Raw genomic sequence first — 26,280 nt, 5'->3', positions numbered from 1 at the left:
CGGCCTCGGCCGGGGCGTCTGGGGTTGCGCCGAGTCGGCGCCATGGCGTGTCAAAGATGCATTCCATGGCGAATCTCATAAAGTTCGTGGTGCCTCGGCGTGGCGAGTGGAAATTACAACGTTGTAGTTACTCACGAGGTCTGGCGTTACTCCTGTGACTCGTGTGAAAGTTGCGCAACGTGTGAACTTCCCCGCGCACTGGAGCAGCCTGCATGCCTTCGAACAAGAGCCGTTACGTCACCGCCTGCCAGCAGCTGCTGGCACTGGGTGCCGTGCTCGCCGTCCTGACCCCCGCCGCCGCCGTCATCTCCCTCGACGTCGTGCACCGCGACCCTGACACCGCCGGTCCCGCTGGGGCCGCCGGTGCGGCGTACGCCCGGGTCTCCGCCGAGGCCTCGCTGGTCCCGGCCGAGCCGGTGGAGGCGACGGTCGAGGAGTTCTCGCTGACCGCCCCGAGCGTCGCCGTCCACGGCCGCGCCGCGGTCCCGCAGGTCGAGGCCGAGCAGGAGCGCACGTCCCAGGGCGCCGCGGTCCTCACCAGCACGCCCCAGGACGTCGAGGGGTACGGCGCCGTGGGCGTGACCTGGGCCGCGGACGCGGCACTGGGGGAGTCTGAGCTGGAGCTCTCGGCGCGCACCCGCACGGGTGAGCGCTGGTCGGAGTGGACCCCGCTGGAGTACCACGACGAGCACGGACCCGACGCCGGCAGCCTCGAGGACTCCCGGGTGCGTCCCGGCACCGACGAGCTGCTGGTCGGGGAGGTGGACCAGGTGCAGGTGCAGGCCGTGGCCGCCACCGGCGAGCTGCCCGCCGACATGCGCCTCGCGGTCATCGACCCGGGCGAGGCGGCCCAGACCCGGACCGAGCGCGCCGCCATCGACCCGACCACCGCGGACGACGCGGCGGAGGAGGGCACCGAGGGTCTGGAGCTGCAGGCCTCCACCACGGCCCCGCGCCCGACGATCTACTCGCGCGCCCAGTGGGGTGCCAACGAGAACCTGCGCGACAAGGGGTCGCTGAGCTACGGCAAGGTCACCGCCGGCTTCGTGCACCACACGGTCAACGCCAACAGCTACACCAAGGAGCAGGTGCCCGGGATCATCCGCAGCATCTACGCCTACCACACCCAGTCACGCGGCTGGTCCGACGTCGGCTACAACTTCCTGGTCGACCGCTTCGGCCGGATCTGGGAGGGTCGCGCCGGCGGCGTGACCAAGGCCGTGGTCGGGGCGCACACCCTGGGCTACAACGAGTCGTCGTTCGCGATGTCGGCCATCGGCAACTTCGAGACCGCGCAGCCCAGCGCCGCGGTCGTGCAGGCCTACGGCGCGCTCTTCGCCTGGAAGCTCGGCATCCACGGGGTCGACGCCGGCTCGATGCGCCAGCAGGTGGCGGGGCGCACCTTCCCGGCCATCAACGGACACCGCGACGCCGGTGCGACGGCCTGCCCGGGCCGCTACCTCTACGCCAAGCTCGGCGCGATCCGCACCGCCGCCGTCGCCGCGCAGAAGAAGGCCCCGACGCCGCCGACCCCGCCCACGCCGCCCACCCCGCCCACCCCGCCGACTCCTCCGGCCCCGCCCACGCCGACGATCACCCCGGCCACGGTGGACGCCGATCTCGCGGGCACCTCCGCGGACGACCTGGTCGTGCGCCGGGCGGCCGACGGGCGGCTCCTCGTGGTGCCGACCGGGGGCCTCACCCGGTTCCTGGCGCCGCGTGCGGTCACCCGCAACTTCGCCCGCTACGACGCGGTCCTCGCCTCTCCCGACCTCACCGGCGACGGTCGGACCGACCTGCTGGTCCGTGCCCGCGACGGCCGCGCCGGGGTCCGCCCGGGCCTGGCCTCGGGCCGCTTCGTCAAGGTCGTGCGCTGGAGCCCGCTGTTCCGCGACCTCGACCTGATCACCGCCGTCGGCGACCTCGACGCGGACGGGCGCAACGACCTGGTCGGCCGGGTGCCCGGCAAGCGCAAGCTCACGATCGTGCGCGGCAACGGGCGCGGCGGGTTCGGCGCCCGCGTGGTCAAGGGCTGGTACTGGGACACCTACGACCGCCTCGTCGGCGCCGGGGACGTCAGCGGGGACGGCCGGCCCGACCTGCTGGCCCGCGACGCCGACGGCAAGCTGTGGCTGCACCGCGGCACCGCCGGCGGCGGCTTCGCCACGCGAGTGGCGGTCGCCGGTGACTGGAGCCCCTACGACACCATCACCGGCTACGGCGACTACAACCGCGACGGCCACCGCGACCTGTTCGTGCGTACGTCGGGCAAGGGGCGCGGCTTCGTGCACCCCGGCCGCGGCGACGGCACCTTCGGCCCCCGGCTCGGCATGGTCGAGGAGGTACGCGGTGTGCGCGGCCTCACCAGCGGCGGCCAGGTGCTCGGCAGCGCCGAGCCCGACCTGGTCGGCCGGGTCGGCGACGACCTCGTGGTGGTCCAGCACGCCGGCACCGTCGAGCTCGAGCGGCCCATCGACACCGGGTACTCCGCGAAAGCCATCGACACCCTGCTCATCGTGGGCGACTGGGACAAGGACGGCCACGTCGACGTGATCACCCGCACCGGCGGCACCGGCAAGCTGTTCCTGCGCCGCGGCGACGGCACCGGCCGCCTGGCCAAGCCGAAGCGGATCTCCAACGCCTTCGGCGCGGTCAGCGAGCTGCGCGCGGTCGGCGACGTCGACCGCGACGGCTTCCCGGATCTCGTCGGGCGTGCCGCCGATGGCTCGCTGCGGGTCTACCTCGGCAAGGGCCTGGCCGGCTTCGGTCGCAACGTGCCCGCCCCCGCCAGCCTGACCAGGCGCACCGGCAGCACCCTCGCCGGCTACGACTGGGTGCTGACCGAGCGCCAGGTCGACGGCGTCGGCGCCCGCGACACGGTGGCCCGCTTCCAGCGCAACGGCCGGCTCTACCTGCTCGCGGCGGGCACCGGGAAGCCGCGGCTCCTCGGCGAGCGGATGGGGGTCTACGACCTGGCGGGCTGAGCCCGTCGGTCTCGATCAGTCCTGGTGCTCGTGGCGCGGGAAGCGGGCCGTGGCACGCTCGGCGGCGTACGTCGCCTCGAGCTGCTCCGGCTCGGCGTGGGTGACCAGGACCAACGAGCCGTTCCGTGCGAACGGCTCGGTGACGGTGGCGATCCCCGGTGGGGAAGCCGGGTTCGCCTCCGAGAGGAGACGGCCGCCGTCGGTGAGCAGTGCACCGGCGGCGGCCGTGCTCCACATCTGGGCCTGGGTGACCTGACCGGCGCTGAACGCGGTCGCGACGTCGCCCGGCTGGGGCGGGTCCAGCGCGATGAAGGAGTCCGGCTGGGACCAGATCTCCACCCCGACGTCGTGGACGTGCGGCGGCAGGGGGTCGCGGAAGCGTACGCCGAGGGGCAGCAGCGAGCAGGCGAGCACCGGCAGCGAGGCCGCACGGGGCGCCCAGTGCTCCAGGCCGTCGGGACCGGTGATGACCGCGTCGGGGTCCTCATCCTCCGTCACCGCGAGTCCCGCGCTCCACGCGGCGCCCAGGAACACGGTGCCTAGCCAGTGCGGCGGCAGGTCGATGCGGAGCCGGTCGCCGCGCTCCAGGTCGTGCTCCTCCACCAGCAGCGAGGCGGCCTTGGCGACCCAGTTGGCGTAGGTCGTGACCGAGAGCTCCACCCGCTCGCCGCTGGCGTGGTCGTAGTAGGTCACCAGCGGTCGGCCGGCGTCGTGGCGCAGCAGCCCGGCGAGGACACTCGAGAACGTCATCGTCATGCCCCGAGACTAGGGACGGGGGTGGGGACGGCGATCGATAGGGTCGGCCCATGCCAGCCATCGACCACTTCTGGGCCGTGATCCCGGCCGGCGGCGCCGGCACCCGGCTCTGGCCGCTCTCGCGGCAGTCCTCGCCCAAGTTCCTGCGTGACCTCACCGGAAGCGGGCGCACGCTGCTCCAGGAGACCCACGACCGGCTGGTCCCGCTCGCCGAGGACCGGTTCCTGGTGGTCACCGGGGCGGCACACCGCGAGGCGGTCGCCGCGCAGCTCGACGACCTGGCGCCGGAGGCGATCCTGGCCGAGCCCTCCGCCCGTGACTCGATGGCCGCCATCGGGCTGGCCGCCGCGATCCTCGAGCGCACCGACCCCGAGGCCGTGATGGGCTCCTTCGCCGCCGACCACGTGATCGACGACCCGGCCGTCTTCGCCGAGGCGGTGTGCACGGCCGTCGAGGTCGCCCGGGCCGGCTGGCTGGTGACGCTCGGCATCGAGCCGACGTTCCCCTCCGCCGCCTTCGGCTACATCTCCGTGGGCGAGCCGCTGGAGGCGCACCCGGGCGCCGCAGCGGTGCGCGAGTTCGTCGAGAAGCCCTCGGTGGAGGTCGCCCAGGGCTACCTCGAGACCGGCAGCTACCGCTGGAACGCCGGCATGTTCGTGGTCCGGCCGCGGGTGCTCCTGGACCTGCTCGCCGAGTGGCACCCGGTCTTCGCCGCCCGTCTGCGCGAGCTCGCCGCGGACCTCTCGCGGCTCGAGGAGATCTGGCCGACGCTGCCGAAGATCGCCCTCGACCACGCGATCGCCGAGCCCGCGGCCGCCGCCGGCCGGGTGGCGATGGTCCCGGCGGCGTTCGGCTGGGACGACATCGGCGACTTCGACTCCCTCGCGACGCTGCTCGACCAGGCGCGCGAGCACGGTGCGGTCGGCACCACGGTGCTGGGTGATGAGGACCTGGTCCACGTCGTGGACAGCAGCGGCCTGGTGATCCCACGCGGCGGGCGCATGGTCGCGGTCGTCGGCCTCGACGACATCGTCGTGGTGGACACCCCCGACGCCGTCCTGGTCACCACCCGTGCCCGCGCCCAGCAGGTCAAGCAGGTGGTCAGCGGGCTCAAGGACGTCGGCCGCGCCGACCTGACCTGAGGCTTCCCTACGACGCACGAAGGGCCGGCTCCCCCGCGGGGGAGCCGGCCCTTCCTACGTCGTGCCTGCGGCGCCGGAGCGCCGGGGCGTCACATCGCGTTGGGCTCGGGGGAGTCCAGGTAGGGGTACTCCTGCACGAAGCCGTCGAAGGCCTCGCCGCTGATGTCGGAGCAGTACTGCCACACGCCGACCTGCTTGGACGCGTCGGTGCCGCCCGCGCCGCCCGCGGACCAGTGGGTGAAGGCCACGTGGGTGCCCTTCGGCCACTCGCCGCCGTGCTCGGCGTCGTCCTCCGCGGTCCACGGCACGGCCTTGAACTTGTTGCGCAGGTTGGTGGTGCCGGAGAACTTGTCGGCGATCGCGCGGATCTGCGCGATGGTCTCGTCGTCCTCGGCGGCGGTCTCGTCGTACCAGATGATGTTGTAGCCGTGCTCGGAGTTGTGGACCAGCGACTCGAGCTCGGGACGGTCCTCCGCGGTGTAGAACTTGCGGCCCATCGGGTCCGGCGCGAGGTTGGCCTCGTTCCAGTGCGGGCCGAACGCCGGGGGCGACTCGGTGTAGGTGACCTGCTCGCCGCTGGGGCGGTGCTCGTTGCTGCCCTGCGCGGGCTTGGTGACGATGTCCTGGCAGACCGAGGCCGGCGCGCCGATGTCGGCGAGCGCGACGTCGGAGTACTGGGACTTCTCACGGCTGTCGGCGACGATCGACCACACCGGGTAGGCGAGGACGGCGAGGGCGACGACCACGCAGACCGCGACGATGGCGTAGCCGCGGCGCCGTTCGGCGCCCTTCTGCTTGCGACGGAGTTCGTCGATGACCGCCTGGCGGTCGGACTTGGGTGACTTCTTGGCCACGGGTGAGGTTTCCTCGCGGTCGGTGTGGACGGATGGGGCGCGGACGCCGTGGGCAGTCTACGGACCGGCGGGGCGCAGTCGGGCCAGACCACGCGGTTCGCCCGAGGTCGACCGGACCGGGGTGTCCTCGACGCGCCACCCGTGGGCGAAGACGAGCGCCGCGAGCACCGGCCCGACGACGGCGTCGTGCACCAGCACCGAGTCCGCCTCGGCCCGGGCGTCGGCGCGGGCGCCGAGCACCTCCTCGATGGCCGCGGCGAGCTCCTCGGGGGAGACCGGCGAGCCGAACGGGAGCTGGTCGCCGGGGTCGCCGCGCAGGGCGCGTACGACGGCCTCGCGCGCGCCGTACCCGAACAGGTCGCCGCCCTCGGGGCGGATCAGCGCAGCGGCGCCCGGACCGTCCTCACCCACCGGGAGCACCAGGTCGGCGCGCCCGCGCACGACGGCGACCGGGCGCCCGCCGAGCTTGCCCTGGGCCAGCTCGGCGAGGCCGGCGATCTCGTCGGCGACGGCCGGTGCGGTGACCGCGAGCGGGTTGCCGTGCGCGTCGTGACGTCCGGCGAAGCTCTCGGCGACCACCAGGCCGGCGGCACCGACCGCGATGTCGGTCTGGCCCTCGCGCCAGGCACGGCCGGCGGTGTCGGTGACGACGACGCCGACGTTGCGTCCGGTGCGCGCGCGGACCGCGGCCCGCAGCGCGCGGGCGGAGGCGTCAGGGTCCTCGGGGAGCAGCACGATCGAGCCGAGCTCGACGTTCGAGGCGTCGATGCCGGCGGCAGCCATGGTCAGGCCGTGGTGGGTGCGCACGATGGTCGTCGGCCCGCGTCGCGCGACCACGCGCGCGGTCTCGCCGGCCAGCGCCTCGTCGCGGTCACCGGTGCGGACCCGGCCCTCGGCCTTGCTGATGACCTTGCTGGTCACCACCAGGACGTCGCCGTCCGCCAGGTCGACCAGCGGGAGCAGCAGGGCGAGGAGGTCGTCGCCGGCGCGCACCTCGGGCAGGTCGTCGGGGGCGTACGCCGTGACCCGGCCGCCCGGGCGGGGCGGCTGGTCGGGCAGCGTCACCGGACGAGCTCCACCGCCGCCGCGGCCATGGCGGCGGTGGCGTCGACGTCGCTCATCATCAGGGGTACGGCGCGCGCCGCGAGGCCGGCCTCCTGCAGGGCGGGGAGGGCGGCGGCGTCACGCTCGTCGACCAGCCAGCCGTCGAGGACGCCGCCGGCCGAGCGGGCGCCGTAGTGGCGACCGACGGCCTCGGCGCTGACCTCCACGCCGATCGCGGCGAGCATCTGGTCGGCCATGCCGCGCACGTGCCCGCCGCCGACGATGGGGGACAGGCCCACGACGGGGGCCGAGGTCGCGCGCAGCGTCTCGCGGATGCCGGGGACGCCGAGGATCGTGCCGATGCTCACCACGGGGTTCGACGGCGGGAGCAGCACCAGGTCGGCGTCGCGGATCGCCTCGACGACACCGGGGGCCGGCGTACAGCTGTCCATGCCGACGAAGACCAGGTCGAGCGCGGGGACGCTGGCGCGCAGCCGGATCCAGTACTCCTGGAAGTGCAGCACGGCGCGGCCGCTGGGGGAGTCGGGGTCGGCGACCACGACATGGGTCTCGACCCGGTCATCGGACATCGGCAGCAAGGTGACGCCGGGCTGCCAGCGCCGGCACAGCGCCTGGGTCACCGCCGAGAGCGGGAACCCGGCGTCCAGCATCTGGGTGCGCACCAGGTGGGTGGCCACGTCGCGGTCGCCCAGGCCGAACCAGGTCGGCTCCACGCCGTACGCCGCGAGGTCGTCCTTGACGCTCCAGGTCTCCTCGCGCCGGCCCCAGCCGCGCTCCAGGTCGATGCCGTCGCCGAGGGTGTACATCACGGTGTCGAGGTCCGGGCAGACCTTCAGGCCGTGCACCCAGATGTCATCGGCGGTGTTGGCCACGACGGTGACCTCCGCGTCGGGCGCGATCCCGGGCAGCGCGCCGGTCGCGACGCCGTGGAGAAGGCCCTGGAGGAATCGTGCGCCGCCCATGCCTCCGGACAGCACCGTGATCTTCTGCATGCGCCTACTCTGCCCGTTCGCCGACCCGTGTGGACCGGTGGGGGTCATACCAGATCCGCGCTTGACTTCCGGTGTACGACAGGCATGTAATTCCCTCAGTGTTAGTCACTGAACGGGACAGTGCACAACCGGGTCGAAAGGGCGAGTGCCGTGAGAGAACTCTTTCTCCTCGAGAGCAACGCCGAGGATGCGGGATGGCAGGAGCGCGCGCTCTGCGCACAGACCGATCCGGAGGCGTTCTTCCCTGAGAAGGGCGGCTCGACGCGGGAGGCCAAGAAGGTCTGCCTGACGTGCGAGGTCCGCCAGGACTGCCTGGAGTCGGCGCTCGAGAACGACGAGCGCTTCGGCATCTGGGGCGGCCTCTCCGAGCGGGAGCGTCGCAAGCTGAAGAAGCAGGCCGTCTGAGCGACGGCAGCTGAATCCGCCGAGAGGGAGCCCCGGTCGTCAAAGGCCGGGGCCCTCTCGCATTTTCGCCCGCCCTCCGACCCCGGGTCTAGGGTGGGGCGCCGTGTCCGCTCCCCAGTCTGTCGTCGCCCTGCTCGTGAGTCACGACGGCGAACGCTGGCTCCCGGCGGTGCTCCAGGGCCTCGCCGCGCAGACCCACCCGGTCGACCACGCGCTCGCCGTCGACACCGGCAGCAAGGACTCGAGCGTCGCGCTGCTCGAGGACGCTCCGGGTGTCGCGCAGGTGCTGCGGGCCCCCGGCACGACCTCCTTCCCGGCGGCCGTACGCCTCGGCCTCGACGCCGTCGCCGAGGCCGGCCTGGACCCGGAGTGGGTCTGGCTGCTGCACGACGACGCCAACCCCGACCCCGGCTGCCTGGCCGCGCTGCTCGCGGCCGCGGAGGCCGATCCCGGCGCCGACCTGCTCGGCCCCAAGCTGCGCGAGTGGCCCTCGCTGCGCCGCCTGCTCGAGCTCGGGGTGACGATCTCGGCCACCGGTCGCCGCGAGACCGGGCTGGAGCGTGGCGAGTACGACCAGGGCCAGCACGACCGGGTCCGCACCGTGCTGGCGGTCAACACCGCCGGGATGCTGGTGCGCCGCCGCGTCTTGGAGTCCCTCGGCGGCCTGGACGAGGCGCTCCCGCTGTTCGGCAACGACATCGACCTCGGCTGGCGCGCCGCGGAGGCCGGGCACCGCACGATCGTGGTGCCGCAGGCGGTCGTCTTCCATGCCGAGGCCGCCCACCGCGGCCTGCGTCGTACGCCGCTCACCGGGCGCCACACCCACTACCAGGAGCGCCGCGCCGCGCTGTTCACGCTGCTGGCGAACGCGCCCGCCCGCTCGCTGCCGTTCCGCACGGTGCGCCTGGCCCTCGGCACGTTGCTGCGGGTGCTCGGGTTCCTGCTGGTGCGCGCGGTCGGCGAGTCGCTCGACGAGCTGGCCGCCCTGATCTCGGTCTACACCCACCCCGGCGAGGTGCGGGCCGCCCGGCGCCGCCGCCGCGAGCAGCGCGACGGCCCGCCGGTCGACGTGCGCGAGCTGCTCGCGCCGCGCTGGCTGCCCTACCGCCACGGCCTGGACTTCCTCGGCGACCTGGTCTCGGCGCTGAGCCTCCAGGCCTCCGACGTCGCCGAGCGGCGCCGCCTCGCCGCCGCCGAGGCCGACCCGTCCTCCTTCGCCGCCCGGCGGCCCACGCCCAGCGACTCCTACGACGAGGACACCCTGGAGGCCGACTCCGGGATCGTGGCGCGGTTCGTCACCAACCCGGTCGCCCTGCTCCTCTCCGCCTTCGTGCTGCTCGCGCTGGTCGGCGCGCGCGCGGCCTTCGGCACCCTCGTCGGCGGCGGGCTCTCCCCGGTGCCCTCGGGGGCCGGGGAGTGGTGGCGGCTCTACCTGTCGAGCTGGCACGAGATCGGCTCGGGCACCGCGGTGCCGACCCCCGCCTACGTCGTGGCCTTGGCGCTGCTCGCCACCCTGCTGCTCGGCAGCGCGAAGGCGGCCGTGACGGTGGTGATGGTGCTCGCCGTGCCGGTCGCGCTGTGGGGTGCCTGGCGCTTCCTGCGCGTCGTCGGCCGGCTGATCTCGCCGGCGGGCGCCTCGCGCTGGCTGGTGCTGCTCGGCGCCACGACGTACGCCCTGGTGCCGGTGACGAGCGGGGCCTGGGGCGACGGGCGCCTCGGTGTCGTCGTGTCCGCCGCCACGCTGCCGTGGCTGGCCCACGCCGCGCTCGGCTTCGCCGATCCCGCACCGCAGCGCCGCTGGCGCGCCGCGTGGCGCACCGGCGTGCTGCTCGCCCTGATCTCCGCCTTCACCCCCGTCGCCTGGCTGGTGACCGTGGCCGTGGGCCTGGTCGTGCTGGGCGCCGCCGCCCTCGTCGTGCGTTCGGCGGTGCGCGAGCGCTCGGTCTGGGGCCCGCCCGCGACCGCCGTCGCCCTGGTGCCGCTGCTGCTCGCCCCGTGGTGGATCCCGGCGGTCCTGGAGTCCGCCGCCGAGGGGCTGCTGCTGGACGTCGGCCGCCTGCCCGGCGCCACGGTCGAGGGGATCGGGCTGCTCGCCGGCCGCTTCGCCGACCTCGGCGCCCCGCTGGCCCTCGGCCTGGTGCCCGCCGTCCTCGCGGTGCTCGCCCTCGTCCCGCGTGCCACCCGGGTGCCGGTGCTGGTGTGCTGGCTGGTGGCGGTGGTGACCGCCGCCGTCGCCGCGGCGCTGGGCGCGGTGTCGCTCGACCTGGCCGCGGTCACCGTCAGCCCCGGCACCGGCTTCCTGCTCGTGCTGCTGCAGGGCTCGTTCGTCGTGGCGGCGGTGATCGGCGCCCAGGGCTTCCTGGCCCGTGTCGCCGGGCCGCAGGGCGCCGCCCCGGTCGCCCGCGGCGCGATCGCGGTGCTCGCCGCGGTCGCGGCGGTCGTCCCGGCGGCCGGTCTCGCCTGGTTCGTCGCCGGCGGCGACGCCCACCTCGACGAGGACCCGGCCGGCGGCATCCCGGCGTACATGCTGCAGAGCGCGGAGACCGGGCCCGAGCACGGCATCCTGGTCGTGCGCGGGACCGTGGAGGACGGCCTCACCTACGAGGTACGCCGCGGTGACGGGGTGACCCTGGGCGAGGACGAGATCCTCGACCTGAGCCCCGAGGACGCCGGCCTCACCGACGCGGTGCGCGAGCTGGCCTCCAGCCCGACCCCCGAGCTGGTCACCGACCTGGCCGACCGCGGCATCGAGTACGTCGTGCTGCCCGCGCCCGCCGACGGCGACGTGGCGGCCTCGCTGGACGCGACCGGCGGCCTGCTCGCCGCCAGCGCGGAGGACCGCACCACCCGGGCCTGGCAGGTCGACCGGCCGCTCCGCGCCGACGCGGTGGCCGGGCCCACGTCCTGGCTGCGCGTCGCGCTGCTGGTGGTGCAGGGCGTCGCCCTGCTGTGGGTGCTCGTCCTGTGTGCCCCGACGACCAACCGGAGGCGTTCATGAGCCACCCGTCCACCGGCCAGCCCACTGGCCGACCCACTGGCCGACCCACTGGCCGACGCAGCGCGACGCGGCGCGGCCGCCTCGAGGTCACTGCCGTGCTCGCGGTGCTCGCGCCCGTCCTCACCGGGTCCCTCCTGCTGCTCGGCGGCGCCGAGCAGGAGGTCGCCGACCTCGGCGCCCCCAAGGAGACCACGCTCCGCACGGCCGCCCTCGGCTGCCCCGAGGGGCGCAAGGACGGCGACCGGGTCCTGGTCGCGACCGACGGCGAGGCGACGGGCGAGGTGCGCGTCGGCCGCGGCGCCGACGCCGAGAACGTCGAGGTCGGCCCCGAGAGCATCGGCATCGACACCTCCCGCGCCCCGGTGACGGTCCGTGCCGACGGCGAGCTGGCCCCCGGGCTGGTGGCCGGCCGCGTCGGCGGCTCGCCGCTCGGGGCCGCGCAGTGCGCGAGCCCCAGCGCCGAGACCTGGTTCACCGGCGTGGGCGCGGGGCCGGAGCACTCCTCGGTGCTCGAGCTGATCAACCCCGGCGGCGGCCGTGCGGTCGCGGACGTCTCGGTGCTGGGCTCCGACGGGCCGATCGAGGCCGACCAGCTCCTCGGCGTGGTCGTCCCCGGCGGGGACCGGGTGCGCCTGGACCTGGCGAAGCTGCTGCCGCGCACCGACGACCTCGCCGTGCGGGTGGTGACCACCCGCGGCCGGGTCTCGGCCTCCGTGCTCGACGTGGTCGACCGGATCGGCTCCGAGGCCGCGGTCCGCGACTGGCTGCCCGGCCAGGACTCGCCGCAGCGCCGCAGCACCCTGCTCGGGCTCGCCGGCGGCGACGGCTCCCGCACCCTCGTGCTGGCCAACCCCGGCGAGAGCGAGGCCGTGACGAGCATCCGGCTGGTGACCCCCGAGTCCACCTTCGCCCCGCGCGACCTCGACGACGTGCGGGTGCCGCCGCAGTCGGTCGTGCGGGTCTCCGTCGGTGCGCTGCTGGCCTCCGACGCGGCCGAGGGCGCCATCGGCCTGGAGCTCGACTCCTCCGCGCCGGTCACCGCCTCGCTGCGCCAGGCCGTCGACGGCGACCTCACCCACGCGGTGCCGCTCGAGCGGATCGCAGACCCGAGTGCGGTGCTGGTGCCGCGCGGCGCCACCCGGCTGCTGCTGGCCGACGCGGAGGCGACCGGCAGCGTGCGCGTCGTCGTGCGCGACGACCGCGGCCGCCAGCTGGCGGCGCGGACCGTGGAGGTCGAGCGCGACCGCGGCGCGAGCGTCGGCCTGCCGGACGCCGCGGCGTTCGTCAGCGTCGCCCCGCGCGGCACCTCGGTGCTGGCCGCGGTGGTCGTCAGCGGCGACGGGACCGCGATCGCGGGGTTCTCCCCGCTCGTGCGCGCCGGGCTGGTCCCCGACGTACGACCCGGTCTGCCGGAGCAGGCCGGGGCTCAGTCGCCGGGGTCGTAGCGCGGGTCGACCTCGGCCGGGTCGAGCCCGAGCAGCTCGGCGAGCTGCTCCACCACGAGCGTGAGCACGAGCGCCTCCAGCTCGTCGCGGCCCTCGCAGCGGTGCTCGATGGGTCGGCGGAACAGCACCAGTCGGGTCGGGTCGCCACCGGTGCCGCGCACCAGCGCGGACAGCGGTACGCCGGCGCCGTCCCAGTCGTCGGGGACGTCGGGTGCGTCCTCCACGGCGTACTCGATCGGGCCGAGGCGGTCCTGCCAGCGCCGCTCGACGTCGGCCACCACGCTCAGCGCGATCGCGTCGAAACGCTCGCGGCCGGTGCGCAGCGCCGGGCGTCCGGGAGTGACGGGAAGCACTCCCGGGCCACGCATCCCGCGCCCGCGCCGGTCCCGGCGCCGCGGCCGCGCGGACCTCTCCGGAAGAGTCCGCTCATCCACGCCGCGAGCCTAGCCCGATCCGTCCGACCCGGGCGGTAGGTTGAGGCCTGTGAGTTCCCGCCGTCGTTGTTCGCGCACCGCCTGCGCTCGCTCGGCGGTCAACACCCTTACCTACGTCTACGCCGACCAGACGGCCGTGCTGGGTCCGCTTGCGACCTACGCCGAGCCGCACGCCTACGACCTGTGCGACGTGCACAGCGAACGGCTGTCGGCGCCTCGTGGGTGGGAGGTGCTGCGCCTGGCGCCGGACCCCGCAGCGCAGGGTCCCACCGAGGACGACCTGCTCGCCCTGGCCGACGCGGTCCGCGAGGCAGCGCGTCCGCTGCCGCCGCAGCGACCCGCGCCCGCGCAGGAGACCGGACGCGAGGTGACCCGTCGGGGCCACCTCCGCGTCCTCAGCAACGACTGAGGCACTAGGGTCTGGCGCATGGCCGACACCCTCGACCCGCAGTCCGTGCACGCCATCTTCAAGGCGTACGACGTGCGTGGCACCGTGCCCGACCAGCTCGACGAGCGGCTCGCCCGCGCGACGGGCCAGGCGTTCGTCGAGGTGGTGGGAGCCAGCACCGTCGTGGTCGGCCACGACATGCGCCCCAGCTCGCCGGGCATGGCCGCGGCGTTCGCCGAGGGCGCGGCCGCGGCCGGAGCCGACGTGATCAAGATCGGTCTGGCCTCCACCGACCAGCTCTACTTCGCCTCCGGCCACCTCGGGCACCCCGGCGCGATGTTCACCGCGAGCCACAACCCCGCGCAGTACAACGGCATCAAGCTGTGCCGCTCCCACGCCCAGCCGGTCGGCCTGGACACCGGCCTCGCGGAGATCCGCGACCGGGTGCTGTCCGGGGCCGGACCGGCCGCCGGCACGATCCCCGGCACCATCACCGAGCAGGACGTGCTGAGCGCCTACGCCGAGCACCTGCTCACCCTGGCACCGGTCACCGGGCGCCGGCTCAAGGTCGTCGTCGACGCCGGCAACGGCATGGCCGGGCACACCGCGCCCGCCGTGCTCGGAGGCCTGGGCGACCTGCTCGAGGTCGTGCCCATGTACTTCGAGCTCGACGGCACCTTCCCGAACCACGAGGCCAACCCGATCGAGGCCGAGAACCTGCGTGACCTGCAGGCCCGGGTGCTCGCCGAGGGCGCCGACGTCGGCCTGGCCTTCGACGGCGACGCCGACCGCTGCTTCCTCGTCGACGAGCGCGGCGAGGCGGTCTCGCCGTCCACGCTGACCGCGCTGATCGCGGCCCGCGAGCTGGCCAAGGAGCCGGGCGCCACGGTGATCCACAACGTGATCACCAGCCGCTCGGTGCCCGAGATCGTCACCGAGCTCGGTGGCACGCCGGTCCGCACCCGCGTCGGGCACTCCTTCATCAAGGCGCGGATGGCCGAGACCGACGCGATCTTCGGTGGCGAGCACAGCGGCCACTTCTACTTCCGCGACTTCTGGCGTGCCGACTCCGGCATGCTCGCCGCGCTGCACACCCTGGCGGCGCTGGCCGGGACCGACCAGACCCTGTCGCAGCTGCTCGCGGCCTACGAGCGCTACCCGCTCAGCGGGGAGATCAACTCTACGGTCGCCGACCAGGCCGCGGTGATCGCCGCGCTCGAGGCCGAGTACGCCGGCCTCGACCAGGTCAGCACCGACCGTCTCGACGGTCTGAGCGTCACCCACCCCGACTGGACGTTCAACGTCCGGCCGTCCAACACCGAGCCGCTGCTGCGCCTGAACGCCGAGGGCAAGGACCTCGCGACGATGACCGCAGTCCGCGACGAGGTCCTCGCGAAGATCCGGAGCAACTGATGAGCACCTCCCTCGACCCCGCCCTGCTCGCCATCGTGGTGTGCCCGGGCTGCCACGGCGACCTGGAGCAGGTCACCACCGACGCCGACCTGGAGCTGGCCTGCCGCGGCGAGTGCGGCCTGGTCTACCCGGTCCGCGACGGCATCCCGGTCCTGCTCGTCGACGAAGCCCGCAAGCCGGCCTGAGCCCGTCATGGCGACCTGGTTCGACGAGTCCCGCCTGGACGACGAGATCGCGCTGGGCGCCGCCGACCTGCGGCTGCGCACCCTGGCCGAGACCGGGGCACGGGTGCGCCGCGAGGCCGGAGACGCGGCCTCGGCCGTCGCCGAGGCGGTCCAGCGCAGCTCGGAGCAGTCCCGTCCACGTGCGGTGATCGCCGCCGGCCCGGACTCGCGGCTGCTGCGCGCCGTGCTCGAGCCGTGGTGCCCGGTGCCGTTCGTGGCCTGGCCGGGGCCGGCGCTGCCGGGCTGGGCCGGGAGCCTCGACCTGGTCGTCGTGCTGTGCCCCGAGGGGTCGGACTCCGGGAGCGCCTCCGCAGTCGCCGAGGCCGCCCGTCGCGGCTGCCAGACGGTGGTCGCCACCCGGCCCGGGTCGCTCGTCGCCGAGCACGCGGCCGGGCGCTGGACCACGGTCCTGCCGACGACCACCAGCGACCAGCTCGCCACCGCGGTGGTGATGCTGACCTACCTCGACGGCGTCTCCTTGGGCCCGCGCACCGACGCCGAGCAGGTCGCGAGCGCCTTGGACGAGGTCGCGATCGCCTGCTCGCCGCACCGCGACCTCGCCGTCAACCCGGCCAAGATGCTCGCGATCGCGCTGGCCGACTCCAGCCCCCTCGTGTGGGGCGGCTCGGTGCTGGCGGCCCGTGCCGCGCGCCGCGTGGCGGAGTCGATCCGCCGCACCAGCGGACGCACCGCGCTCGCCGGTGACGCCGAGCACCTGCTCCCGGTGATCGAGGCGGCCCGCCAGCGCGACGTCTTCGCCGACCCGGTCGACGGGGCCGGCGTCGACCGGCACCCCACGCTGCTGGTGCTCGACGACGGGACCGAGGAGCCGGCCGTCCTGGAGCAGCGCGCCCGTCTGCTCGCCGCGGCGGCGGCCCGCGGCGTACGCGTCGAGACGCTGACAACCGAGGCACCCAGCGAGGTGGCACGCTATGCCTCCTTGCTGCTGAGCGGCACGTACGCCGCGGAGTACCTGCGCCTGGGCCTGGTCGAGGACTAGTCGCCCGGGGCCCGGGTACCGAGCCACGGTGAGGGATGCACCGACCGCTGTGAGTCCACCTGCACGCGACCCGTGGTTCGACAACGCGAAGATGGCGCTGGTGACCCTCGTGGTCGTCGGGCACGCCTGGGTGCTGCTCGAGCCGTCGCCGCTGCGCGACCACCTCTACGACTTCCTCTACGCCTGGCACGTGCCGGCGTTCGTCTTCGTCACCGGCTACCTCTCGCGCTCCTTCACCTGGGAGCGGCGCCGGCTGTGGCAGCTGGTGCGCACGGTCGCGGTGCCCTACGTCGTGTTCGAGTGCGCGATCGCGCTCTTCCGCATCCACGTCGGGGGAGAGGAGATGGAGAACCTCTTCCGCGACCCGCACTGGCCGATGTGGTACCTCGCCGCGCTCTTCTTCTGGCGGCTGCTGACCCCGGTCTTCGTCGACCTGCGCGGCGGCCTGGTGGTGGCGGTGGCGATCAGTCTCCTGGCCGGCAACTGGGCGGGGGACACCTTGGACATCGCCCGGGTGCTCGGGCTGCTGCCGTTCTTCGTGATGGGGCTCAAGGCGAACCCCGAGCGCCTCGAGCTGCTGCGCCAGCGGTGGGCGCGGGTGTGCGGGGTCCTCGTGCTGCTCGCGATCCTGGTCGCGACCCGGTGGACCGACTCCTGGGCGAGCACGGAGTGGTTCTACTACCGCTCGCTGTACGACGACGTCGCCGACACCACCGTCGAGGCGACCCTCACCCGCGCCCTGCTGCTGGTGATCGGCACGCTGGGCGCCTGGGCGTTCTTCGCGCTGGTGCCGCGCGGTGGTGGCTGGTTCGCGCAGATGGGCGCCTGGTCGCTGGTGGTCTACCTCTTCCACGGGTTCGCCGTGAAGGGCGCGGACTACGCCGGCTGGGGCGAGGTGGCCTTCCCCGGTCCCGCCGTGGCGATGACCGTCACAACGCTCGCGGCGGTCGCCGTGGCCTTCCTCCTCGCCTGGCGCCCGGTGGCGGCGTTGCTCAACCACGCCGTCGACCCGTTCGCCTCGGCGCAGCGGCAGGTGGACCGCGCCCTCGACGCCACCGCCGCCCGTCAGGACGCCGACGTCATCGCGGAGGCGGTGCTGGAGGCGGTCCTCCCGGACGGCGCTACTGTTCGGCCCATGCACGATGAGGACCTCGCCGCCCGCCGAAACCCGGACCGCCGATCGTGAGCGGCGGGCTTTTCGCGCTCCTCGACGACGTCGCGGTGCTGGCCCGGATGGCCGCCGCGTCCGTCGACGACGTCGGCGCCGCCGCCGGACGCGCCACCATGAAGGCCGCCGGCGTGGTCGTCGACGACACCGCGGTCACCCCGCAGTACGTGCACGGCGTCGCCGCCGAGCGCGAGCTGCCGATCATCAAGCGGATCGCGATCGGCTCGATCCGCAACAAGATCCTGTTCATCTTGCCGGTGGCACTGCTGCTCAGCCAGTTCCTGCCCTGGCTGCTCACCCCGATCCTGATGCTCGGCGGCACCTACCTGGCCTTCGAGGGCGCGGAGAAGGTCTGGGGCTGGGTGCGCGGTCACGACCATCACGCAGCGCCGGCCGCGGTCGCCGGGCAGGACGCCGAGGAGACGATGGTGTCCGGTGCGATCCGCACCGACCTGATCCTCTCGGCGGAGATCATGGTGATCTCGCTCAACGAGGTGGCGGCGGAGGGGTTCTGGTCGCGGCTGATCATCCTGCTCGTGGTCGCGTTCGCGATCACGGCCGTCGTGTACGGCGTGGTCGCGCTCATCGTGAAGATGGACGACGTCGGCCTGCACCTGGCGCAGCGCCGCTCCGCCCTGGCCCAGTCCGTGGGTCGTGGGCTCGTCCGCGGGATGCCGATGCTGCTCTCGGTGATCTCCATCGTCGGCACCGTCGCGATGCTGTGGGTCGGCGGGCACATCCTGCTCGTCGGTCTCGACGACCTCGGCTGGCACCCGCCGTACGAGTTCGTGCACCACCTCGAGGAGGACGTCCACCACGCGGTGTCCGGCATCGGCGCCGTCCTGGGCTGGCTGGTCAACACGGCTTGCTCCGCGGTCTTCGGGATCGTCGTCGGCGCGGTCGTGGTGGCGGTCGTGCACCTGCTGCCGTCGCGTTCGAAGAAGCCGGCGGCGCACTGAATCCGACCGGCCCGACGACTGAGTACGCGTACCGATGCGTTCCGGCAGCCGGGGCGTCGAGGATGGGCACATGAAGAAGCCTCTTGTCCTCACCCTCTCGATCCTCGGCGGCCTGCTCGCCCTCACCGCGCTCTCGGTCGGCGCCTTCGCGGCCTACCTCGCGATCAGCGGCACGCCGCTGATCGATGAGTGGCAGTGCAAGGACGGCGAGGCCCCGGTGCTGTGGGACGACGAACCGGGCTCGTTCTGCGAGGTCGAGGGTCGTGAGCTGCCCGCGGGCGCACACTGGGACCCCCTCGGCAACCGGCCCCTGCAGTGCGAGGACCGCTGGGGCTGGGTGCAGGTGGTCCCGGCCGAGGCCGGCTCGGGCGGTGAGCCCGACTGCTACCCCGACGACGAGGAGCTCCCCGAGGGCTGGCAGCGCGTCGACGCCGGCGCGTGAGGCGAGGCCGGCGGGCCGGATCCGGTGCGCGACGTGGTGGGGGCCGTTAGCGTCGGTCCATGGTGTCCTTGCTCAGCACCGAGCTCGACGCGGCGGTGCCCTCCGCCCTCGAGATCACCGTCGTGGTCGCGTCGCTGATCTCCCTCGTGCTCACCGTGGCGACGGTGGTCCTGGCGATCGTGCAGATCCGCCGGCGACGCTGCACCACGACGGTCGGCCTCGTGGTGATCGTGCTCGCGCTGCTGCTTCCGATCGTCGGTGCCATCATCGGCCTTTTCGTCCTCGCCCCCGGTCGCCGCGCGGGACCACCCGCCGGTGCGGGCTGAGCCCCGGTGAACGTGTCGTAGACAAGGCCCGGCCGTGGGTCGAGCCTGTCGAGACCCAGGCAGGGGGTGTGGCCCCGCCGGCGGGGTGCGGGCGGGGTCCGGTGCGGTGGATCTACTCGTCCAGCGGGTTCGCGGTGACGAGGCGCGTGGTGCCAGCGTCCTTGATCAGGTGCAGGCCGTGGGGCGAGCGCCAGAGGTACGTCGCGGCGTCGGTCTTGTCGTAGGTCCACCCAGTGTGGGTCTTGGCCCGGTGATGTCGCCGGCACAACGGCGCCAGATTGCAGGAGCAGGTCGGGCCGCCGCTCGGGTCTGTGCCGTGGGCGACGACGTGGTCGGTGTCGCAGCGCCGGGCGCGCCGATCGCACCAGGGAAACGCGCAGACCGGCTGGGCGAGACGAGTCTGCTCGACGAGCCGGTCGGGGATCGCGTAGGCGTCGGTGTGGTGGTGGGCCTCGAGGTCGATGACCGGCTTGATGACCACCTGGCCTTCGCCGCTGCACCAGTCGCGGACCTGATCGGTCGGCACGATCGACCGGGTCTCCTCGACGTGGGCGATGCCGGCCTCGTTACGGCTGATCGCGGCGTGCGAGAGGTGGACGTGGATGACGACCTGGCGAGCCTTGACCACGGGTGCGGCTCCGTCGCTAGCCTCAGCCCGGAGGTCGAAGGCCAGTTGGCGCCGGGCAAGCTCGCCGGCGGCCATCGAGCGGCGTACGTCGAATGCCTCGGCGGAGCCGAGGGCGGCGAGCTCCTCCGGGCCCTGGGAGATTGCGGTGTCGAGGTCGATCGCGTCGGCGAGGTCGAGGATGCCTTCGACGTGGGCGGTGCCGTGGTGGGTGGCCTGGTCGGTGTGGACGTCGAAGCGGCGCCCGTCGGCAGCCTCCCGGCGCTGCTTCTCCGCACCCTCGGGGTCGAAGGCGAGTCGGGACTGGTCGACGAGCCGCTCGATCCCGGCCCAGCTGATCTTTCCCGCGAAGGCGGCGAGCTGGCGGTCCACGGAGTCGGCCCCGTCGAGGGGCAGGGTGGTGGTCAGCTGCGCGAGTCGCCGGGCCTTCCACAGCGGGACCTTGCCGGCGCGGACCAGCTTCCAGGTGCGCTTGAGGCGATGCGCGAGCTCCAGTGCGTCGCCGACCAGCGACCTGGCCGCATCGGTGGACATGCCTAGAGCGGCCTCCACGACGTCGATCTCCGCCCGCTGGGCGGCAGCCCGGCGGCGCTGTGCGAACGCCAGCACGGCGGCTGGGGTGTCGCAGTCGGGGAGTTCGGGGGAGGCCATGCCTCATTCTACTCGAACATGTGTTCGAGGAGCAGAAGTCGCGCGAGACTGGAAGGTAAAGACTTCAGTGACGGGGGGGGGGTGCCGTCGGCCTTGGTCTCGACAGCCTCGGCCGAGGGAACAGCGCCACTGGTCTCGACGCCCCCGGCCGACGGCCGCCGGCCGACCTCACCCGAATGGGCCAGGGTTCGGCGAGGATTCCCGATCGGTGCGGGGCGCGGCCTAGCCTGTCGAGACCCGCGCACCCAACCTTCAGGAGCACGCGATGGACTACAAGGTCGCCGACCTCAGCCTGGCAGACTTCGGACGCACGGAGATCCTGCTCGCCGAGCACGAGATGCCGGGCCTCATGGCGATGCGCGAGCGGTACGCCGACGCGCAGCCGCTGCGTGGCGCGCGTATCGCGGGCTCGCTGCACATGACCATCCAGACGGCCGTGCTCATCGAGACGCTGGTCGCGCTGGGCGCCGAGGTGCGCTGGGCCTCGTGCAACATCTTCTCCACCCAGGACCACGCCGCCGCCGCGATCGCGGTCGGCCCAGAGGGCACCCCCGAGGACCCGCGCGGCGTGCCGGTCTTCGCCTGGAAGGGCGAGACCCTGGAGGAGTACTGGTGGTGCGCCCAGCAGATCCTGCGCTGGCCCGCCGGCCCCGACGGTGAGCCCCGCTTCGCGAACATGATCCTCGACGACGGCGGCGACGCGAGCCTCTTCGTCCACCTCGGCGTCGAGGCCGAGAAGACCGGTCAGGCCCCCGACCCGGCGAGCGCCAGCAGCGTCGAGGAGCGGATCATCTTCGAGGCGCTCCAGGCCTCGCTCGCCGAGAGCTCGGACCGCTGGACCCAGATCGCCGCGGCGATCCAGGGCGTCACCGAGGAGACCACCACCGGCGTGCTGCGTCTCTACGACATGATGCGCGAGGGCACGCTGCTCTTCCCGGCCATCAACGTCAACGACTCGGTCACCAAGTCCAAGTTCGACAACAAGTACGGCTGCCGCCACAGCCTCGTCGACGGCCTCAACCGCGCCACCGACGTGCTCATCGGCGGCAAGGTCGCCGTCGTCTGCGGGTACGGCGACGTCGGCAAGGGCTGCGCGGAGTCGCTGCGCGGCCAGGGTGCGCGCGTCATCGTCACCGAGATCGACCCCATCTGCGCGCTCCAGGCGGCGATGGACGGCTACCAGGTCACGACCCTCGACGACGTCGTGGAGACCGCCGACATCATCATCACCGCGACCGGCAACCGCGACGTGGTGTCGATCGACCAGATGCGTCGCATGAAGCAGAACGCGATCCTCGCCAACATCGGCCACTTCGACAACGAGATCGACATGGCCGGCCTCGAGGCCTACCCGGGCGTCGTGCGCAAGAACGTGAAGCCGCAGGTCGACCTGTGGACGTTCCCCGAGGGCGAGGGCAACGCGATCATCGTGCTGTCCGAGGGTCGGCTGATGAACCTCGGCAACGCGACCGGCCACCCGTCGTTCGTCATGTCGAACTCCTTCACCAACCAGGTGCTCGCCCAGATCGAGCTCTTCACCAAGCCCGAGGAGTACCCGGTCGGCGTCTACGTGCTGCCCAAGCACCTCGACGAGGAGGTCGCCCGGCTCCACCTCGGCGCCCTCGGCGTGAAGCTGACGACGCTCTCGGACCGCCAGGCCTCCTACCTCGGCGTCGACCCGGCGGGGCCGTACAAGTCGGAGCAGTACCGCTACTGAGCGGTACGGATCAGGCCACGTGAGCGACTAGTGGCAGGATTGAGCCCATGAGCCAGTCCGCCGGGAGTGCTGCCCACGTGCCCAGCGACTACACCACCAAGGGCCGCGTCCTCGTCGTCGACGATGACGCGGCCCTGGCGGAGATGCTGACGATCGTGCTTCGCCAGGAGGGTTTCGACAGCCGCATGTGCACGCGCGGCGACCTCGCGCTCGCCGAGTTCCGTGACTACCGGCCCGACCTGGTGCTGCTGGACCTGATGCTGCCCGGCAAGGACGGCATCGACGTGTGCAAGGAGATCCGCGCCGAGTCCGGCGTGCCGATCGTGATGCTCACCGCCAAGAGCGACACCGTCGACGTGGTCGTCGGGCTGGAGTCCGGTGCCGACGACTACGTCGTGAAGCCCTTCAAGCCCAAGGAGCTGATCGCGCGCATCCGGGCGCGCGTACGCCGCCACGACAGCACCGCCGGCCACGAGTCGCTGACCATCGGCGACCTGGTCATCGACGTCGCCGGCCATGCGGTCACCCGCGACGGTCAGCAGCTCAACCTCACCCCGCTGGAGTTCGACCTCCTCGTCTGCCTGGCCCGCAAGCCGTGGCAGGTCTTCACCCGCGAGGTGCTGCTCGAGCAGGTGTGGGGCTATCGCCACGCCGCCGACACCCGCCTGGTCAACGTGCACGTCCAGCGCCTGCGCTCCAAGGTCGAGCACGACCCCGAGAACCCCGAGGTCGTCCTCACCGTGCGGGGCGTCGGGTACAAGGCCGGTCAGTAGCAGGCCGGCGTGCTTCGGGTCCGAGCCCCTCGCACCGTCCTGGCAGGGATCCGCCGCGCACTCACCTTCTGGCGCCGCTCGATCCAGGCCCGGGTGGTGGCCAGCACGCTCGCGCTGACCGCGGTGGCGGTCAGCATCGTCGGGTGGGTGCTGCTCCAGCAGACCCGTGACGGGCTGCTGGACAACCGCGTCGACGCGGTCGTGGCCGAGGTCGGCAACGAGATGCTGGAGGCACGCAACCGCCTCGAGGCGGTGCCGGGCACCAACGCCGACGCGACCTCGCAGCAGGCGGAGCTGGTCGAGCCGATCATCGCGCGCGGCGTCGCCCGCGACTTCGCGGTCGTGCTGGCCGGGCCCCTGGGCGAGAACACCGGCCGGATCTCCGACGGCGGGGCACGCTCCTCACCCGGCCTGGACCGCTCGAGCGTGCCGGGATCGCTGGAGGACCACTTCTCCGAGCGCGCCGGCACCGCGTGGACCTACACCACCATCCGCACCGTCGACGACGACGACAACGTCGTCGACGAGGAGCCCGGCATCGTCGTCGGCTCCCAGGTGACCCTCGTCGCCGACGGCGGCACCTACACCCTCTACTTCCTCTTCCCCCTGGACGAGCAGCGCGAGACCCTCGGGCTGGTCACCCGCGCCCTGCTGACCGCGGCCGGCCTGCTGCTGGTCCTGGTCGCCGGCGTCACCTGGCTGGTCACCCGGCAGGTCGTCAGCCCGATCCGGATGGCACGCGAGGTCGCCGAGCGGCTGGCCGCGGGTCGCCTGCAGGAGCGCCTCCGGGTCACGGGTCAGGACGACCTGGCCCGGCTGGCGACGTCGTTCAACCAGATGGCCAGCAACCTGCAGCGCCAGATCCGTCAGCTCGAGGAGCTCAGCCGGGTGCAGCACCGCTTCGTCTCCGACGTCTCCCACGAGCTGCGTACGCCGCTGACGACCGTGCGGATGGCCGGCGACGTCCTCTACGACGCCCGCGACAGCTTCGACCCCACGACGCGGCGTGCCGCCGAGCTGCTGCAGAACGAGCTCGACCGCTTCGAGACGCTGCTGGTCGACCTGCTCGAGATCAGCAGGTTCGACGCCGGCGCGGCGGTGCTCGACGCCGACGACGTCAACCTCGTCGACATCGCCCACCGGGTGGTCGACGCGACCCGGCCGCTGGCCGAGCAGCGAGACGTGCGCGTCGTCGTCCGCGCGCCGGACCACCCGTGCCTGGCCGAGGCCGACATCCGCCGCATCGAGCGGATCGTGCGCAACCTGGTCACCAACGCCATCGACCACGCCGACACCGCGGGCAGCGGCGACGAGATCGTGGTCGAGGTCGCCGGCGACGACCACGCCGCCGCGATCACGGTGCGCGACCACGGCGTCGGCCTGGCGCCGGGGGAGTCGGCGCTGGTGTTCAACCGGTTCTGGCGCGCCGACCCCGCGCGCGCCCGCAGCAGCGGCGGGACCGGCCTCGGGCTGTCCATCTCCCTGGAGGACGCGCACCTGCACGGCGGGTGGCTGCAGGCGTGGGGGCGTCCGGGGGAGGGCGCACAGTTCCGGCTCACGCTGCCGCGCCACACCGGCCAGACGCTCACCCGCAGCCCGCTGCCGCTGGTCCCCGCCGACGCCCGAGCCAACCCGGAGGTGGCCCGATGACGGAGTGGGTACGACGCGGCGCCGCGGTCCTCGCCGCGCTCCTGGCGGTCACCTCGGCGAGCGCCTGCGTGCAGATGCCCGAGGACGGCCCGATCGTGCAGAGCGAGGAGGTCGGGGTGGGCGCCGAGGGGGAGGGCTACACCTACGACCCGCTCCCGCCGCAGCCCGACGCGACTCCCTCGGAGGTCGTGCGGGGGTTCCTCGACGCGATGATGGCCGCGCCGATCCAGGCCAACTCCGCGCGCCAGTTCCTCACCCAGGACGCCCAGGCGTCCTGGAGCCCGGAGCGGGCCACGATCACCTACGTCGAGCGCGGCGCGCCGGTCGGGAACGGCTCGCGCCTGCAGGTGGAGCTGCCCGCGGGCGGCGACATCTACGACTCTCGCGGCGCCTGGCGCGGCTCGCTGGGCCCGGCACGCCGGGGCCTGGACTTCGAGGTGGTCATCGAGAACGGCGAGTGGCGCATCGCCCGCGCGCCGAACGCGATGATCGTCTCCGAGCAGTTCTTCCAGCAGCGCTTCCGCAGCGTCGCGCTCTACTACTTCGACCCGACCGCGCAGATCCTCGTCCCGGAGCCGGTCTTCGTCCCCGGCGGCGAGGAGCTGGCGACGACCCTGGTCGACGGTCTCCTCGCCGGCCCGGCACCCGGGCTGAAGCAGGTGATGCGCAGCTTCGTGCCCGCCGGGCTCGATGCGGGGCTCTCCGTCCCGGTCGCCGACGGGGTCGCCGACATCGCGCTGGTCGGCGCCGCCGGGCGCCCGGCGCCCGAGTCGCTCACCCGGCTCGTCACCCAGCTGGCCTGGACCCTGCGTCAGGTGCCGGGGATCGAGGCGTTCCGACTGCGCGTCGGCGACGTCCCGGTGCAGCTGCCCAACGGCGACACCGTGTTCTCCGTGGAGTCCGGCGCCGAGTTCGACCCGGCCGGCTACCGCGCGAGCGCCGCGGTCTTCGGGCTGGACGCGGGCCGGCTGGTCTCGGGGCTCCCGGATGCACTGGGACCGGTGACCGGGCCCTTCGGTGTCACCGACTACCGGCTGCGCGGCGTGTCGGTGGACCTGGATGCCCGCACCGCCGCCGCCGTCACCGCCGACGGCACCCGGGCGCTGTCCGCCCCGGTGAGCGAGGGCGAGCAGGACGAGGCCGAGGAGCCCGGCGACCCCGAGGAGGGGGAGGGGTCCGACACGGTCGCCTCGGTGCGGACCCTGGTGTCGGACGGTGAGGACCTGCTCGACCCCGTCTGGGACTTCGCCGGCCGGCTCTGGCTGATCGACCGGACGTCCTCGGGCGCCCGGGTGCGGCAGGTCGCGGGTGGCCGGGTGCGTGAGGTCGTGGTGCCGGGGATCACCGGCGCCGACGTCTCCTCCTTCCTCGTCTCGCGGGACTCCTCGCGCCTGGTGGCCGTCGTACGACGCGGCCGGGCCGACGTGCTCGCGGTGAGCCGGCTGCGCCACGACGAGCAGGGCACGCCGTTGGGCGGCACCCGGGCGCGGCTGATCCGGATGGACCCCGACTCCTCACCGCGCATCCGCGACATCGCGTGGGAGAGCCCGGCCCGCGTCGCGGCGCTCACCCGGGTGGCCGGACAGCTGTGGGAGGTCCGCACCGTGTCCGTGGACGGCGCCGCCTCGAGCATCGACAGCGTCGCCACCCTGGAGGGGCGGGTGCTGAGCATCGCCGGCTCGCCGGGCGTGGGACCCGGGATGTTCGTGGTCACCGGCGACGACGAGGCGATCGACATCTCCGGCGCCATCGCGCGCACGCTCACGATCGATCCCGAGGTGAGCGACCTGGGTTACGTGGGCTGAGATCGGTCCACAACCGCGCGCCCGGTGCTTGCCCGGCCGCCCGTCCCGGTGCTGGGCTGGGCGG

23 protein-coding genes are annotated in these 26,280 nt (G+C 73.6%); 17 read left to right on the top strand and 6 right to left on the bottom strand.

Going from position 1 to position 26,280, the window contains the following annotated elements:
- Window positions 1–212: 212 nt before the first annotated feature.
- On the top strand, window positions 213–2,984 hold the full coding sequence (locus tag GFH29_RS15180) for an FG-GAP-like repeat-containing protein (RefSeq protein WP_153324642.1): 2,772 nt from the start codon (window positions 213–215) through the stop codon (window positions 2,982–2,984).
- Window positions 2,985–2,999: 15 nt separating this feature from the next.
- Here the strand turns inward: GFH29_RS15180 and GFH29_RS15175 are convergent, their stop codons facing one another.
- Complete coding sequence (locus GFH29_RS15175; protein ID WP_153324641.1) at window positions 3,000–3,740, bottom strand: TIGR03089 family protein; 741 nt, start codon at window positions 3,738–3,740, stop codon at window positions 3,000–3,002.
- A 50-nt stretch (window positions 3,741–3,790) separates the two neighbouring features.
- Here GFH29_RS15175 and GFH29_RS15170 point away from each other — a divergent pair, with 50 nt between their 5' ends.
- Window positions 3,791–4,882 (top strand): mannose-1-phosphate guanylyltransferase, encoded by a 1,092-nt coding sequence (locus GFH29_RS15170; RefSeq protein WP_153324640.1) that lies wholly within the window; start codon window positions 3,791–3,793, stop codon window positions 4,880–4,882.
- 89 nt (window positions 4,883–4,971) lie between these two features.
- Here GFH29_RS15170 and GFH29_RS15165 read toward each other — a convergent pair whose 3' ends face one another.
- The 3 genes from GFH29_RS15165 to cofD are packed head-to-tail and all read right to left on the bottom strand — an operon-like array spanning window position 4,972 to window position 7,793.
- Window positions 4,972–5,736, bottom strand: a complete 765-nt coding sequence (locus GFH29_RS15165; protein ID WP_153324639.1) for a DUF3105 domain-containing protein — start codon at window positions 5,734–5,736, stop codon at window positions 4,972–4,974.
- 57 nt (window positions 5,737–5,793) lie between these two features.
- A complete protein-coding gene (cofE, locus tag GFH29_RS15160) occupies window positions 5,794–6,801 on the bottom strand; it encodes a coenzyme F420-0:L-glutamate ligase (RefSeq protein ID WP_228387526.1) in 1,008 nt (335 codons plus the stop codon).
- Complete coding sequence (gene cofD, locus GFH29_RS15155) at window positions 6,798–7,793, bottom strand: 2-phospho-L-lactate transferase (protein ID WP_153324638.1); 996 nt, start codon at window positions 7,791–7,793, stop codon at window positions 6,798–6,800. The genes cofE and cofD overlap by 4 nt, the downstream gene beginning before the upstream one ends.
- 150 nt (window positions 7,794–7,943) lie before the next feature.
- Between cofD and GFH29_RS15150 the strand changes: the two genes are divergently transcribed.
- The 3 genes from GFH29_RS15150 (at window position 7,944) to GFH29_RS15140 (ending at window position 12,641) form a co-directional block, all read left to right on the top strand.
- Window positions 7,944–8,198 (top strand): WhiB family transcriptional regulator, encoded by a 255-nt coding sequence (locus GFH29_RS15150; RefSeq protein ID WP_153324637.1) that lies wholly within the window; start codon window positions 7,944–7,946, stop codon window positions 8,196–8,198.
- Window positions 8,199–8,301: 103 nt separating this feature from the next.
- Window positions 8,302–11,196 carry a glycosyltransferase family 2 protein gene (locus GFH29_RS15145; protein ID WP_153324636.1) on the top strand — a complete coding sequence of 965 codons (2,895 nt, stop codon included), beginning with the start codon at window positions 8,302–8,304 and terminating at the stop codon, window positions 11,194–11,196.
- Entirely contained in the window at window positions 11,193–12,641 is a 1,449-nt protein-coding gene (locus GFH29_RS15140) for a DUF5719 family protein (RefSeq protein WP_153324635.1), read from the top strand. The genes GFH29_RS15145 and GFH29_RS15140 overlap by 4 nt, the downstream gene beginning before the upstream one ends.
- Here the strand turns inward: GFH29_RS15140 and GFH29_RS15135 are convergent.
- Window positions 12,623–13,075 carry a metallopeptidase family protein gene (locus GFH29_RS15135; protein WP_228387525.1) on the bottom strand — a complete coding sequence of 151 codons (453 nt, stop codon included), beginning with the start codon at window positions 13,073–13,075 and terminating at the stop codon, window positions 12,623–12,625. The two genes, GFH29_RS15140 and GFH29_RS15135, sit on opposite strands and share 19 nt — an antisense overlap.
- Before the next feature lie 49 nt (window positions 13,076–13,124).
- On the opposite strand from GFH29_RS15135, the gene GFH29_RS15130 reads away from it, so the two are divergent.
- The 8 genes from GFH29_RS15130 to GFH29_RS15095 all read left to right on the top strand — a co-directional run bounded on the left by GFH29_RS15130 (window position 13,125) and on the right by GFH29_RS15095 (window position 18,995).
- Window positions 13,125–13,484, top strand: a complete 360-nt coding sequence (locus tag GFH29_RS15130) for a DUF3499 domain-containing protein (RefSeq protein WP_153324634.1) — start codon at window positions 13,125–13,127, stop codon at window positions 13,482–13,484.
- Between the two features lie 18 nt (window positions 13,485–13,502).
- Window positions 13,503–14,876, top strand: coding sequence for a phosphomannomutase/phosphoglucomutase (locus GFH29_RS15125; protein WP_153324633.1), 1,374 nt, complete (start codon window positions 13,503–13,505; stop codon window positions 14,874–14,876).
- Window positions 14,876–15,061 (top strand): Trm112 family protein, encoded by a 186-nt coding sequence (locus tag GFH29_RS15120; protein WP_153324632.1) that lies wholly within the window; start codon window positions 14,876–14,878, stop codon window positions 15,059–15,061. Before GFH29_RS15125 ends, GFH29_RS15120 begins: the two co-directional genes overlap by 1 nt.
- Before the next feature lie 7 nt (window positions 15,062–15,068).
- Window positions 15,069–16,100: an SIS domain-containing protein gene (locus GFH29_RS15115; protein ID WP_153324631.1), complete on the top strand. Its 1,032-nt coding sequence runs from the start codon at window positions 15,069–15,071 to the stop codon at window positions 16,098–16,100.
- Window positions 16,101–16,149: 49 nt separating this feature from the next.
- Window positions 16,150–17,286 carry an acyltransferase family protein gene (locus GFH29_RS15110; RefSeq protein ID WP_153324630.1) on the top strand — a complete coding sequence of 379 codons (1,137 nt, stop codon included), beginning with the start codon at window positions 16,150–16,152 and terminating at the stop codon, window positions 17,284–17,286.
- Window positions 17,283–18,227: a DUF808 domain-containing protein gene (locus GFH29_RS15105; protein ID WP_153324629.1), complete on the top strand. Its 945-nt coding sequence runs from the start codon at window positions 17,283–17,285 to the stop codon at window positions 18,225–18,227. The genes GFH29_RS15110 and GFH29_RS15105 overlap by 4 nt, the downstream gene beginning before the upstream one ends.
- Before the next feature lie 70 nt (window positions 18,228–18,297).
- The gene (locus GFH29_RS15100) at window positions 18,298–18,669 is read left to right on the top strand and encodes a hypothetical protein (protein ID WP_153324628.1); all 372 of its coding nucleotides are present in this window, start codon (window positions 18,298–18,300) and stop codon (window positions 18,667–18,669) included.
- A gap of 59 nt (window positions 18,670–18,728) precedes the next feature.
- Entirely contained in the window at window positions 18,729–18,995 is a 267-nt protein-coding gene (locus GFH29_RS15095) for a hypothetical protein (protein ID WP_153324627.1), read from the top strand.
- A gap of 112 nt (window positions 18,996–19,107) precedes the next feature.
- Here GFH29_RS15095 and GFH29_RS15090 read toward each other — a convergent pair whose 3' ends face one another.
- The gene (locus GFH29_RS15090) at window positions 19,108–20,271 is read right to left on the bottom strand and encodes an HNH endonuclease signature motif containing protein (protein WP_153324626.1); all 1,164 of its coding nucleotides are present in this window, start codon (window positions 20,269–20,271) and stop codon (window positions 19,108–19,110) included.
- A gap of 265 nt (window positions 20,272–20,536) precedes the next feature.
- Between GFH29_RS15090 and ahcY the strand changes: the two genes are divergently transcribed.
- From ahcY to GFH29_RS15070, 4 genes are read left to right on the top strand one after another with little or no spacing between them, the layout of a single operon-like run.
- Entirely contained in the window at window positions 20,537–21,988 is a 1,452-nt protein-coding gene (ahcY, locus tag GFH29_RS15085; RefSeq protein ID WP_153324625.1) for an adenosylhomocysteinase, read from the top strand.
- A gap of 47 nt (window positions 21,989–22,035) precedes the next feature.
- The gene (gene mtrA, locus GFH29_RS15080; RefSeq protein WP_153324624.1) at window positions 22,036–22,761 is read left to right on the top strand and encodes an MtrAB system response regulator MtrA; all 726 of its coding nucleotides are present in this window, start codon (window positions 22,036–22,038) and stop codon (window positions 22,759–22,761) included.
- 9 nt (window positions 22,762–22,770) lie between these two features.
- Window positions 22,771–24,411: an MtrAB system histidine kinase MtrB gene (gene mtrB / locus GFH29_RS15075; RefSeq protein ID WP_153324623.1), complete on the top strand. Its 1,641-nt coding sequence runs from the start codon at window positions 22,771–22,773 to the stop codon at window positions 24,409–24,411.
- On the top strand, window positions 24,408–26,216 hold the full coding sequence (locus GFH29_RS15070; protein ID WP_153324622.1) for an LpqB family beta-propeller domain-containing protein: 1,809 nt from the start codon (window positions 24,408–24,410) through the stop codon (window positions 26,214–26,216). Before mtrB ends, GFH29_RS15070 begins: the two co-directional genes overlap by 4 nt.
- The last annotated feature ends 64 nt before the right edge of the window (window positions 26,217–26,280 follow it).

Origin of the sequence: Nocardioides sp. dk884, assembly GCF_009557055.1 — a bacterium.
Taxonomy (GTDB): Bacteria; Actinomycetota; Actinomycetes; order Propionibacteriales; family Nocardioidaceae; genus Nocardioides.
The sequence above is the reverse complement of the archived record's forward strand: the minus strand, read 5'-3'. Positions and strand labels throughout refer to the sequence as shown.